The sequence below is a fragment of the Spirochaeta isovalerica genome (assembly GCF_014207565.1).
Lineage (GTDB): Bacteria > Spirochaetota > Spirochaetia > DSM-2461 > DSM-2461 > Spirochaeta_F > Spirochaeta_F isovalerica.
In genome coordinates, this window is the sequence record NZ_JACHGJ010000003.1 from 332,249 (window position 1) to 345,380 (window position 13,132).

The window sequence follows — 13,132 nt, forward strand, 5'->3', positions numbered from 1 at the left end:
CTATTCTAATAGAAAAAGATACCAACGAGGACCTTCTATGACTTTTTTATAGACTTTCTCCGGCTTTCCCGATATCGATATAACAAAATCCTCTGCTTCCCTTCCCTTGAGCCATAATTCTTTCATATGGGGCGAATTGGTTTTTTCCAGAACAAGATTGTCCGGCATTACCTGTTCATAAATATTGCTGTTATCTATCATATTGAGATACCGGAACGCTTCGGCATTCTCTACTCCCAGGAGATCGACAGCCCCGGAAGATATGGCGATAATCTGGGACGTCATTTCATCGACCAGCAGGTAGTTCTCTTCCGAATCGTCAAAAAACTTCTCCTTGATTGTGGATATTATTATATCTATTCCCAGGAACGCCTCCATAATATCCCCGTTATCTACGGGCAGCATCAGATCCACCATGAAACCTTTTCCCGTCGTGTCCACATAGGGCGGCGTCCATTTCCATCGCCTATCGGGATTGTTTTCCCTGTTCAGCGTTTTCCAGCCCCCTCTGTCCATGATGTTCCGCCTGGGCGGGATGAAGGAGATAAGATCCGACCAGGGGTAGAATACAATCAGCGTGTCATAGGTTATAAGATAAGTCTGGGTTATATAATCTGAATACTCGGCTTCGTTGACGAGCCATTGAAGGTGGGGTATGACGTTTTCCATGACTTTGACTTTGGTCATTTCTTTTTCACCAACGGGAAAATAACCGGAATAGAGAAATTTCCCGTGCCCCTGATCCACTGGATTATGATAGATCACATTCTCATAGAACTCATAAACGGCGTCGTCGTACAATCCCTTTTCATAATCTTCGGGATTTTCGAAATAAGGTCTGACTTTATCAGCAGTCTCCACAGCATAGCTTTCCATAGCTTTGATCATTAACGTTATCCGTTCAGCCATTTCATCGGCCCGGACCTTTTTTTTATCAAAGGAACCGCAGCTGCTCAAAAGAAGCAGAATGGATATAAATACAGATACGTTTCTCAATCCTTTCATACTACAAATCTAGACCAAAAGTACCCCGGATGCAAAAAATAGTCCCCTTTTCATTGTTTCCCCGGCAAAATCGGGTTTTAATAGCGGAAGGGGGCTTTATGGAAATATCGATTATACTCAAATACGGTCTGGTTCTCGTTGCCGGAGTGGCAGCGGGCTTCTTCAATGTTGTGGCCGGAGGCGGATCTCTCATAACTGTTCCCGCCATGATTTTTCTCGGTCTTCCTCCGGTCATGGCAAACGGCACCAACCGGATCGCCATCCTCAGCCAGAACATAACATCGGTCAACAGTTTTCGCAGAAAAGGGTATTTCGATTTGAAAACCGGACTTATTCTGGGCGCCACGGCATCGGCCGGAGCTTTTCTCGGATCATCCATTGCTGTCGAGCTGCCTGGCGAAATCTTTAACCGGATCCTCTCTGTTGTAATGATTCTCGTCCTTCTTTTCACTCTCTTTTCCAGGAAAAGGGAAGGGGATTCGGACCGTATCGTCAAAGTTCCTCTGCTGGCTGTCGCTTTTTTCTTTGTGGGGATTTACGGCGGCTTCATTCAGGCCGGAACGGGTTTTATCGTTATTGCTGTCTTTTCTCTTATCAGCGGAACCAGCCTTGTAAGAATTAACAGCCTTAAGGTCTTTGTAGTCATGATTTATACCATTCCTTCTCTGCTTGTTTTTATTCTCAACGGACAGGTCGAGTGGATCACCGGCATTTTTCTGGCGGTTGGAAACAGTCTGGGAGCCCTTTTCGGAACCAGTTTCACCATATCCAAAGGGGAGAAATGGATTAAAATCGTTCTGACTGTCACCGTGTCAGCCATGGCTGTCAAACTGTTCTTCTTTTAAATCCATCGGACCGGTTTCCCGACGCATTCCTCTAAAGATATAGTCACTGATTTCTGTATCGGAGAATCGACTGTCTGCCTTTGGGCCGAGTAGATCCTCCTTGACAAAAAGTTAATGTTGTACATAATGTACTACATGAGTGATTTCAGGAAATCAATATTTGCCATAGCCCTTCCCGTATCTTTTCAGAGTCTCATTCAGGCTTCTCTCAGTATGATCGATCAGTTTATGATCGGACAGCTCGGAACGAACGCCATCGCTTCTGTGGGATTGGGCGCCAAAGGGCTGTTTATACTCCTCTTTGTCCTATCGGGAATAGGAGGGGGAGCGTCGGTTTTTATATCCCAGTACCAGGGAAAGGGGGAGGAGAATAAGATCGCTCAGGTTATGTGTGTGACTCTCTTAAGCGGCGGGATAATAACGGCTGTTTTCTTTTTTGTTTCAATAGTAACTCCCGGAGCTTTTATCAGCCTGTTTACCGGCGATCCCGCAGTGCGGACCGGGGGGGCTTCCTATCTCCGATATATCTCTGCGGGGTATCTTCCCCTGCTGGCCGTCATTACCTGGTCTGCCGTTCTCAGGTCTACAGGCCATACAAAACTGCCGATGTATGCCGGTCTGGTTTCGGTAGCCGTCAATACATTCCTTAATTATTTACTGATCTTCGGACACGGTCCTTTTCCTCCGATGGGGCTGGAAGGGGCGGCTCTGGCCACGACAGCGTCCCGTTTTATCGAAGCAGCGTTTCTTCTCACAGTTGTATTCAGCCGAAGGCTTCCCGGTTCATTTCCTCCGCGGGAATGGCTGAGAATCTCTCCCGATTTCATCAGACCCTTTGCTGTAACGACGGTACCCCTGGTTCTTACAGAGCTGCTATGGGTTCTCGGCGATTCGGCTTTTTCCGCGATTTACGGACGGATCGGCACAATAGAGCTTGCCGCCATGACCTTGACCGGACCTGTACAGATGATCACTATCGGCCTCCTGACAGGTATCAGTACGGCGGCTGCGGTCATTCTGGGAAATGAACTTGGCAGCGATAACAGTGAAAGAGCGGGACAGTATGCCGGTAAATTTCTTATAATAGGGATAGCCGGCACGGCTTTTCTGGGACTGATTGTTGTGCTGCTGTCACCTGTATATGTTTCAGCCTTCCGTATTTCTCCGGAATCGGCTGATATGGCTCTGAAGATCCTCCGGCTTTTCGCTCTTGTCCTCTGGATAAAAGTGAGCAACATGATAATGGGCAACGGAATCCTCAGAAGCGGCGGTGATACGCGGTTTGTAATGATGATGGATACCATAGGAATGTGGTTAATCGGCGTCCCGATGGGAATTCTGGCGGCTTTTGTCTGGAAGCTGCCTTTTCCACTGGTTTATATGGCTGTTACAGTTGAAGAAGTGATAAGAATGATATTCATGCTGAATCGCACCCGATCGGGCAAGTGGCTGAATAACCTCGTTAAGGAGCTGTAGATATGAGTGAAAAAGACTGGAAAAAAAGCGCGGTAATCTACCAGATCATGGCGGATCGGTTTTTTATTGGAAATGGAAAAACGGTAGAGGATAAAGTGAAAGAGGGACTCTATGGGGAAAAAGCCGTGCCCGTAAGCTGGAACAGTCTTCCCGAAGCCGGACCTGAAGCTCCCTATCAGTTTTTCGGCGGAGATTTTCAGGGTATCATTGAGAAGCTCGATTACATTAAAGATCTCGGTGCCGACACGCTCTATATAACTCCCTTCTTCGATTCTCCCAGTTATCACAAATACGATGCCCTTGATTTCAGAAGCATTGATAAGGCATACGGAACATTCGAACTGTACGGCCGCCTGAGGGAAGAACTGAAAAAGCGCGGTATGCATCTGATTATCGATCTGGCCATCAACCATCTCTCCGACAGCCATCCTCTCTTTGTCAAAGCGCTGGAGGATGAGAACTCCGAGGAGGCAAAGATGTTCCGCTTCTTCGATCATCCGGGGGAATACGAATGCTGGTGGGGCATTAAAAGCATGCCCGAAATCAATTACGATGACCGGGGCGCTCTGGAAGAATTTATTACCGGAGAGAACAGCGTCGTCAATTTCTGGATGGATAAAGGAGCCGATGCTATCCGCTTCGATTGCGGGAACGACCTGGGCATGGAAATCTGCGAGCTGATCTACAGGCAGATGAAAGCGAAAGATCCCTCGGTGGCCGTTATCGGCGAAGTGACCAACTACGCCGCCGACTGGATGAAATGCTATGACGGGATCCAGGATTATTTCTATACCAAAAGCCTGTTCTCCCTTCTCGATGGGAAAATAACATCCCGTCAGTTCGGTATGAATATGAAAAAGCGCTACGAGGCCTACGGGCATGAGAAAGCCCTTTCCAGTTTTCTCATGGTATCCTCCCACGATTTTCCCAGGCTGATGCATTCCTGCAAAGGCGATATGACAAAATATTTCCAGGCGCTCACTCTGCAATTCACTCTGCCGGGAATCCCCATGATCTACTACGGCGAGGAAATCGGCATGGAAGGGGCATGGGATCCGTTGAACCGGGCTCCCATGATCTGGGACGAGGAGAAATGGAACCGCCAAGTCTACGATTTCCACAAAAAGATGATAGCTTTCCGCAGAACCAGACCGGAACTGGAAGGGGGAAGCTTTGAAGATCTTTCGGAATGGCTCGATAACGGTGTTGTGGCTTTTCTGAGGGTGGGGGAGGCTCCGGAAGATTATTCGGTCACCCTGATCAATACCACCGATGAAGATCTGTATTTCGATCTGTTCGTTCCCAGCTCCCATATGTACGGCGAGGTGAAGATGTGCGATTATTTCGGTGAGGGCGTGGCCCTGTCCGAGGATTCCTGTCTCTATATCTCCATGAGGGCGGGGCAGTGTTCCGTTTATGTGCCCGATTATCTCTATAAGCCGAATTACACTTATTACAAAAAAAGGTCACTGAAATTGTGAAGAATTGATTGCAAATAGTGTTTCCGCAATTCCCCCTGTCTATGGACACTTGATATACTGGAATCATGAAAATTGAAAAGAATACAACAGTGGCATTGAATTATGTACTGAAAAAGAAAGACGGAACAGTTCTCGAATCAACAGGTCAGCAGGGACCGGTCACCATACTGTTCGGTCATGATATGCTTCCGAAAACCGTTGAAGACGCCATCGAAGGGAAGGAACCGGGCGACTCGGTCAATATTGAAGTTGAATCTCAGGACGCTTTTGGCGAACCTTCCGGGAATCTGGTTTACGTTCTCCCCCTTAACATGTTTGACAATTGTGAGAATCTGAATGTCGGTGATGACGTTATGGCAAATAATGGAGCCGGAGAAATCATCGTCAAAATAACTGCCATCGAAGGCGACAAGGTAACGGTTGATGCCAATCATCCTTATGCCGGTATGGATGTGGTTTTTGAGATAGGAGTGATGGATGTAAGGGAAACAACCCCTGAAGACCTCTCCTTTTTTTATCAGGGCCACGGACATAATCATGATCATTCATGCGGAGGCGGAGGTTGCGGCTGCGGGGGCGATAGCGGATGTGATACCGAAGCGTGCGGATGCGAAGGCAGCTGTGACAGCAGCTCCTGCGGATGCGGCCACTAGGATAACTCCCCGTTTCCCCGGAGAATGTCCCCGGGAATGCAAACTCTCTTGATTTCAAACAATCGGCTTCCCCGTTCCAGTGTGCCCAGACTCATGTTGCAGGTGAGGCATCGGGTCAGGAGACGGATATCTCCAATATAACCGATACGTCGACAAGGCAGTCGATTTTGCCAATCTCTTCGCCCGAAGAGTCGAATCTATTGGTTGAATTATCGAATTAACGCCTTTATAGCTATTTGGCATATTTATTGCATTCTGTATTCCCGAATAGGAGATAAAATGAAAAATAAATATTCCTTACTGATATTAACCATTTCAATTCTGGCCTTCGCATCCTGTCAGATGCAGGGTGAACTGCTGGATCCGGAATCAACTGCTGAAAGCCTGATCGGTATGAGATCCATACTGTCCGGTATGGAAACCATGATGGCCCTGGCCGTCGAGTCCGACGAATCGATCGATTATGCCAGAACGATAGATCCATACAGCGAAAATGCTGATATTGCGGAACATCTGCAGGACGGTTCTGGAAATCCCCTTTCTCCTTCAACCGTATACGCCAATTTCGGCGGAACCGGAAGCAATGAAGTCCGGGTTCCTTCGACAGGATATTTTGATGATTACTACACATCCGGCATTCAGGCTTATTTCTCTATCTCCCGGGAAACAGCCGACCATTACAGAATCAGACTCTTTGTCTTCCCCCGGACTGATTTCTCAGTCAAATACGATTATGAAGAATATCTGGTAGATGAAAGCACGGCACTCACATCCTGGGAGTGGGAAAATATGAATGATGATAATGAAGCCGGCAAACTGACAACCTATAAAACCTTTTTTGCCGACGGGACAGTAGCAGACCGTACTGTAGAGTGGAATTCTGTCGATACCAATGGTAATGATTTCGCCGACGAAGGTTACGATGCCTTCACTGTCTCTTCGGATATTACGGGAAGCGGAGACTATTCCTATCCCGACACTGTTGCTGAACCGTCAAAACTTTCTGATGATGATACCGTAACCTGGTCGTCTCATACGGTTTCAGAAATTTCTGCCAACAACACTAAGGTTGAGGAGTTTTATACTGAATCCGGTTCTGATTTCTCAGGTATCGTTTACTCATCCAAAGAGAGATGGGGCACTGACAAACTGACAGTAACACGATATGAGGGGAACTCGGCCGCGGGAACTCTCATTTCCAGAAGCCTTTCCACTACAGGAAATGCCTGGGATACATGGGAAACGGAAACCGAAGTTATCGAGAAAGGGCTTTCAGGAGACAGGACGACTTATTCAAGCACTTACGATGTCTGGTGGGCTGATCCTTCGGAAATAAGCGGAAACAGCAGCTACAGACAGGTTCTTAATCTGACTGAAACAAATGTCGATTCCAACAGTTACAGCGGGACCATGACAGAATACTGGGGCTCTATCGGCGGTTCATTCAATATTTACCTGATCAACAATGATAACGGAACCTATACGCTGAACCGCAGCGGCTGGGCGTTCGCCTCCAGAAGCGCTGCGGATTCCGATCTGTCCGTTGTTGTGGATCAGAGAGACGATCTTTCCTTTACAGTGAATGTCGGCGCCGGTACTTTTTCCGGGAATTACATTCAGGGCGCGCTTGCGGGAACATATTCGGAAGGCGGATCCTCTCTGGAGGTGACCATCGATTCTTCGGGTATCACAGCCGGCGGAGTTAACTACAAATACAGCGAATTAGCGGATTAATTCATTTTCTCCTTTTTATTAGATAATTTCCTTTTTGCGGCTGCCCGGACGGGCAGCCCTTTTTGTTTCAGGCCGCCCCCTTAAAAACCGATATAATTATAATGGGTGTGTTAATTTATAAATATGTCTCAAGTGGAGTGGGTAATGGAAAATTTTGAAAAATACGCCAGTAAACTCCCTGTTATTCCGGAAGTGGCTTCCCGTATTCTCTCAATAGGAGAAGATAATCAGGATTTCTCATTCAAAAAACTGGAAGAGATAATATCTCTCGATCCCATGCTTACTTCCCGTATTCTGAAAGTCGCCAACTCGGCTCTATACGCCAGGCAGAAGGAAATTACGACTCTTCAAATGGCTATCGGGCTTCTGGGATTCAAGAATATCAAGAGTCTCGTTCTTCTGATTTCGGCTTCGCAGTTTTCAAGGCAGTTTGAAAGCGATCCATTTTACAATGATTTCTGGACTCATTCCATAGTTACGGCTTTTATTGCCAGAGAAATCTATTACCGCAACAAGGACCGGGTGAATCAGGATCTCGCCTTTACGCTGGCTCTTCTGCATGATATAGGAAAAGTGGCTCTCTTCAATTTTGACCCGGCGGCGTACCGGAAAGTCCTGGAAGAAGCGGAAAATGGAAAGGAAAGTTATCCTGCCATCGAAAGAAAACACATGGGAACCGATCATCATGAAGCGGGTGCGCAAATCATGCGAATCTGGAATCTTCCGGATATCTTTGCCCAATCGGTGGAGCTGCATGGGAAAAATGATATCGATTCACCCGATGCGGATTTGATCCGGAACATTTCCATTGCCGACTATATCGCCGGTAAACTGGGATTCGGCACGGTTGAAGAGAACATAGCAGGCGATTGGGCTTTTCTTCTCAAAGGAACCGATGTGGGGCCTGATGATCTGACGTTCTTTCTTCAGGAATACGAAGCCCTCATGGTGGAGGACCCGCTTTTTCTGGAATGTGAGAAACTGTTTCCCGGGAAAAAAGCTGTATGATAAAATTTGAAAAATCCAATTTGAGGAAACTTCTGGAAATCCTCGTTCTTGTGCTTTTTTTATACCTCATAAATCTTTTCTTTTTTCAGAACAACCCGGGATTTTTTCAGGGACAATTTAATCCTTACAGCGCTCTGGCTTTACTGGCCGCCGCATATTACGGGAAGTTCTATGGATTTCTCACTTTCTTCCTCTCTCTTGTTGTGTCCATGATTCCCTTGAGCAGAGATCTGGATATTATGGCCTATTGGCAGAATGTCTGGGAAAACAACAATATAAGTCTGACCATACAGCTTGTGGGAGTCTACATCTTCGGATTGATCCGCGATTCCTATACGTTACAGGTCAGCAATTATCGCAGAACCGCCCGCAAGGAAGTTTCCGATAAATTCAAATTCAAAAAAGAGGCTGAAGCGTTGGCCGCTGTCAATCAGGAACTGGAGGAAAGAGTCCTCCGGCAGACTGAGGCGGTGACTTCCCTGTATACGCAGATCAAGGCCCTTCATTCCCAGAATCTCACTGAGACCCTCAATGTTCTCCTTCAGACAGTCCGGAAATTTTCCTGGGCGGATAAAGCTTCTATCTGGCGTTTTGATCAATCGAGTCTCAAGCTGGTTATGATGGCCAATATCGGATGGGGCCCTGATGATTTTGAAAATTCAATCGTCGATATCGATGAATCTATCGAGGGGTGGTCTTTCCGTAATAATAAGATTTTCTCCGTCAGGATGCTGCTTGAATTCGAGAATCTGGTGAAACTGGACAAAAAAAGGAATATTTTCACTTTTCCCATCAGTTTCGCCGGTCATGTCTGGGGCATTCTCAATATAGAAAATATGCCTTTCACGAAATACAATCTCTATGTGGAGAAAATCCTCTCCATACTCATCGATCTGTCGGCTCCGGAAATAGAGCGGGCTGTTGAATACGAGTCGCTTATTTCCTTTGAGGAGATCAATCCCCATACGGGTCTGCCTGCCTACACCCAGTTTTACAATCTTGTGGAAATGAATATCGCCAAAGGAGAGAAAGGCAAACACAATTTCAGTATCGTCCTGATCGAGATCCTCAATTTCTCCGAGCTGGCCGATCAGTATGCCGAATCGGACCTTTGGAATATGCTCAAGTTGCTGATGGAGGATTTAAGTGATATCGCTGATAACAAAATCGATTTTTTCCACTATAAAGAATCGAATCAGCTCGCTATTTATTACCCCGATATCGATTACGACGGCGTTTCCATGTTCTGTCTGGAAATGGTCGGACTCATCAACAGCAGCAAGTGGAAGATCCGTAATGAAAAGGTCAATATGGAAGCCATATTGGGTTTCTCCTCTTTCGGCAGCCAGCCCGTTCCCGTACAGGAGCTGTTTTCCGTAGCGGAGCATCTGCTGGAAATGCAAAAGGTTTAATCTATGGACGAGTATGAGATTTTCCGCGGCGGCGGAGACTATTTCAACCCGAAGACCCCTGTCGCGGCCTTGAAAGCCTATGAAAGCGGATTTATTCCCATTACGGCTTTCATCAACAGGTCCAACTCGACAAAACCGCTCGATGAGGAGCCCTATGATATCGAAGCTATCGAGAGGCTTCTCTCCCGGGAGAACCTGACGCTGAAAAGCAATCTCATGCTTATGGGAATATTCGAGAAGCTCATTTTTCACAGGGATCAGGAGATTGCCCTCTTTGCTGCGGAAAGCATCAACATTATTGAAAACCGGTACAACAATAAAATCCAGGAAATTAAAGACAAGCAAGAGGTGGATAAAACTTCCGATGACTTGAGTACTCTGGGAACTCTCTTTTACGAGCTGGCCATACTCAACGGCAAACGGGCGGCAATCAAGGACTTTTATCTGAAGGAATCCCTATCCTGTTTCACCGCCCTCGAAGAAATCCGGAATTTTTCCGACCGGGAACTGAATCTTTATATTCGTCTATTGCTGGAGCTCAAGCTCGATGAAGAAGCGGCGAAAACATTGGAGAATGACGATCGGAAAAATAGAAAGCTGATTCTTTTTCTCCAGGCGGAGACGGAGTTTTCCCGGAAGAGATTTCAGAAAGTAAAAGAGATCTGTCAGGAGCTCACTTTGCATATTGAAGAACTGACCGAAAGGGAATTTGTCATGGTTTCCTACTGGCTGGGGGCTTGATGAAGAGTCGGCTGCGCGTGTGTTTCGTTCTGGAAGGTTCCTATCCCTATATTACGGGAGGTGTTTCCTCGTGGGTTCACGATCTTATAAAGGGAATGCCGGAAGTCGATTTCCTGCTCTTCAGCATCTCTCCCGAAGAGGAGCAGACTCTCAAGTACGAACTTCCCGCCAATGTAGTGGAACACAAGGATATTCTTCTTTCGGAAAAACGCAAGATCCGCGGAAAAATGAAAAACAGAAAAAAGACTCTGGGTCTGATCCGCGAAATGCACAAAAATATCCGGGGAGCCGGTAAAATCGAGCTCAATGAAATCATAGCCAATATGCCCGGGGATTATTATGCCTACCTGGACTCGGTGAACAGCCCGCAGGGGTGGGATATGATTGTCTCTTCCAACAGAAAAAACAATCCCATGTACTCCTTCTCCGATTATTTCTGGGCCTGGCGGTCTTCGCACAATATGATTTTCACAATTCTCGGCTCGTCCCCTCCTGAAGCCGATATCTACCACGCCGTTTCCACCGGTTACGCCGGACTCATTTCGATTGTGGCCAAGCTGCGATTCAATAAACCTTTTCTTCTGACCGAACACGGCCTGTACCACAAAGAGCGGGAAATGGAGTTAAGGAAGGCGACTTTTATCAGGGGATACCAGAGGGATATGTGGATAAAGATCTATAACGGACTCAGTCGCATGGCCTATCAACACTGCGACATTTCCACTTCGCTGTTCGAACACAACCGGCAGATATCGCTCCAGCTCGGAGCGGGTGAAGACAAGAGCCTGGTCATTCCCAACGGTATCGATATCGAGCGCTACGCTTCAGTCAAAAGGGAAAAGCGCGAGGGGTTCCATATCGGTCTGGTCGGCCGGGTTGTCCCTATCAAGGATATTAAAACATTCATCACCATGGCTAAAATCGTTCACAGCACCAATAAGGATGCGGTTTTTTACTGTATCGGCCCCACCGACGAAGACGAGGCCTATTACGAGGACTGCGTCAGACTTGTGGACAATTTCAATCTGAATGATGTGTTTCATTTTACGGGGCGTCAGAATGTTCTGGAGTATTACTCTTTCCTCGACGTCATGCTGCTGACAAGCGTCCGCGAAGCCCAGCCGCTCGTTATTCTCGAAGGCTGGGCGGCCGGGGTCCCCTGCGTGGCTACAAAGGTCGGCAATGTGCCGGAGATGCTCGATTACGACGAGAACTATCTGGCTTCATCCAAAGATGCGGAAAAGCTGGCTTATTGTGTCAATTATATAAGGAAAAACCCTGAAGACGTAGCGGAACGGATGGAAAGGAACAGAGAGAAGCTCTACTGTCTATACAATAAAAACGATCTGTACGACACTTACAGAAATCTGTACAAAAAACTGACGGGGGACTGATGGCGGGAATCGGATTTGAACTGCAGAAAGTTCTCAAAGGCGGCGGGCTGGCCAATGTCCTGAAAGTGACTCTGGCGGGGATCGTCATCGTAGCGGGGCCCTGGCTTATTTCCATTGTGGCAATCTTTTTTCTCAACCGGTTCGCTTCGTTCGCCCTGGCCGAGGGTAGCGATCTGTTTATGGCAGCCATCGTCTATACTTATGCCTTTTCCCTGTCTGTATTCGGCGGATTGCATTACATTTTCACCCGCTACATTTCCGATATGATTTTCATACGCCGAGAGCGGCGCGCCTCATCGACCCTTATGCTGGTCCTTGTTCTCTTTGCGCTTATGGCCGGGATTCTCTCTGCCGCGGCTGTACTGTTTATTCGCGCCGAGGGTGTCAGTTACCTGGGGCTCTACCGCTTCGCCGCAGTCTGTCTTTTCGTCACAGTCAATCTCATCTGGCTGGTCATGATATTCATCACCCTGCTGAAAAAGTATATGACTATCTTTCTCGTTTATCTCTCGGGGATGGCTTTCTCCTTCATAGCCGTGTATTTTCTGGGCGGACCTTTCGGAATCGGCGGGGCGCTGGCGGGGTTTACCGCCGGACAGATTCTCATTCTCCTTCTCCTTCTGGGGCTCATCGTCCGGTCCTATAAACCTGTCAAACCATTTCGGGAACTGAAACCTCTGCTCAGCTACTTTAGAAGATTCAGGTTTCTCTTTCTTTCCGGTGTGTTCTACTCCGCCGGCATCTGGGTCGATAAAATCACTCTCTGGTTTCTTCGGGGATCATCTGTGAGGGGCACATGGTTTTCCCTTTTCGAAACCTATGATATCGCTGTGTATTTCGCCAATCTGACCATCATACCCGGGCTTGTCTATTTTATGATTTTTTCAGAAACGAATTTCTACAGTTCACTGAGGAAGTTTCTCCTGTCGGTGGAAAAGGGAATCCTTACGAGAATTACCGAAGAAAAATACAAAGTCATCCGTGTTACGGAGAACAGCCTTTATGAGCAGAGCTTTTTCCAGGGAGTCATATCGTTCGGATTGATTATTCTGGCGCCTCATGTAAACCGGGTGTTTCTGGGCGGACTGACCGATACGGTTACGCTTCGACTGGTTCTGGGCGCGGCCTTTTTTCACATTTTTTACCTGACGACACTGACCTTTCTTTTTTATATTGAAATGTACAGGGAAGCTTTTTTTACATCGCTATTCTTCTTTGCTGTTAATTTTGCCATTACGGCGTCTGCTTCCGCCTTGAATCTTCCCTGGTACGGTATCGGATATCTTTCGGCGACCATTCTCTCCTCTCTTCCGGCTTTCTTTTTTCTCAAGAGGGGAGTGAGGAACCTCGAACGGAGAGTATACGGCAGTTTGTAGCCATTTT

At 47.2% G+C, this 13,132-nt stretch carries 11 protein-coding genes; 10 read left to right on the plus strand and 1 reads right to left on the minus strand.

What is annotated here, in order from left to right:
• The gene (locus HNR50_RS11110; RefSeq protein WP_184746838.1) at positions 1-1,005 is read right to left on the minus strand and encodes a hypothetical protein; all 1,005 of its coding nucleotides are present in this window, start codon (positions 1,003-1,005) and stop codon (positions 1-3) included.
• Between the two features lie 98 nt (positions 1,006-1,103).
• Between HNR50_RS11110 and HNR50_RS11115 the strand changes: the two genes are divergently transcribed.
• The 10 genes from HNR50_RS11115 to pelG all read left to right on the plus strand — a co-directional run bounded on the left by HNR50_RS11115 (position 1,104) and on the right by pelG (position 13,125).
• Positions 1,104-1,850: a sulfite exporter TauE/SafE family protein gene (locus HNR50_RS11115; RefSeq protein ID WP_184746839.1), complete on the plus strand. Its 747-nt coding sequence runs from the start codon at positions 1,104-1,106 to the stop codon at positions 1,848-1,850.
• Between the two features lie 135 nt (positions 1,851-1,985).
• The gene (locus tag HNR50_RS11120) at positions 1,986-3,326 is read left to right on the plus strand and encodes an MATE family efflux transporter (RefSeq protein ID WP_184746840.1); all 1,341 of its coding nucleotides are present in this window, start codon (positions 1,986-1,988) and stop codon (positions 3,324-3,326) included.
• A 2-nt stretch (positions 3,327-3,328) separates the two neighbouring features.
• Complete coding sequence (locus tag HNR50_RS11125; RefSeq protein ID WP_184746841.1) at positions 3,329-4,807, plus strand: glycoside hydrolase family 13 protein; 1,479 nt, start codon at positions 3,329-3,331, stop codon at positions 4,805-4,807.
• 65 nt (positions 4,808-4,872) lie between these two features.
• Positions 4,873-5,460 carry an FKBP-type peptidyl-prolyl cis-trans isomerase gene (locus HNR50_RS11130; RefSeq protein ID WP_184746842.1) on the plus strand — a complete coding sequence of 196 codons (588 nt, stop codon included), beginning with the start codon at positions 4,873-4,875 and terminating at the stop codon, positions 5,458-5,460.
• A 279-nt stretch (positions 5,461-5,739) separates the two neighbouring features.
• Positions 5,740-7,194 (plus strand): hypothetical protein, encoded by a 1,455-nt coding sequence (locus HNR50_RS11135; RefSeq protein WP_184746843.1) that lies wholly within the window; start codon positions 5,740-5,742, stop codon positions 7,192-7,194.
• A 144-nt stretch (positions 7,195-7,338) separates the two neighbouring features.
• Complete coding sequence (locus HNR50_RS11140) at positions 7,339-8,202, plus strand: HDOD domain-containing protein (RefSeq protein ID WP_184746844.1); 864 nt, start codon at positions 7,339-7,341, stop codon at positions 8,200-8,202.
• On the plus strand, positions 8,199-9,614 hold the full coding sequence (locus HNR50_RS11145) for a GAF domain-containing protein (RefSeq protein WP_184746845.1): 1,416 nt from the start codon (positions 8,199-8,201) through the stop codon (positions 9,612-9,614). The genes HNR50_RS11140 and HNR50_RS11145 overlap by 4 nt, the downstream gene beginning before the upstream one ends.
• Positions 9,615-9,617: 3 nt before the next feature.
• On the plus strand, positions 9,618-10,355 hold the full coding sequence (locus tag HNR50_RS11150) for a hypothetical protein (protein WP_184746846.1): 738 nt from the start codon (positions 9,618-9,620) through the stop codon (positions 10,353-10,355).
• Positions 10,355-11,749 (plus strand): GT4 family glycosyltransferase PelF, encoded by a 1,395-nt coding sequence (gene pelF, locus HNR50_RS11155; protein WP_184746847.1) that lies wholly within the window; start codon positions 10,355-10,357, stop codon positions 11,747-11,749. Before HNR50_RS11150 ends, pelF begins: the two co-directional genes overlap by 1 nt.
• Positions 11,749-13,125 carry an exopolysaccharide Pel transporter PelG gene (pelG, locus tag HNR50_RS11160; protein WP_184746848.1) on the plus strand — a complete coding sequence of 459 codons (1,377 nt, stop codon included), beginning with the start codon at positions 11,749-11,751 and terminating at the stop codon, positions 13,123-13,125. Before pelF ends, pelG begins: the two co-directional genes overlap by 1 nt.
• Positions 13,126-13,132 lie beyond the last annotated feature (7 nt).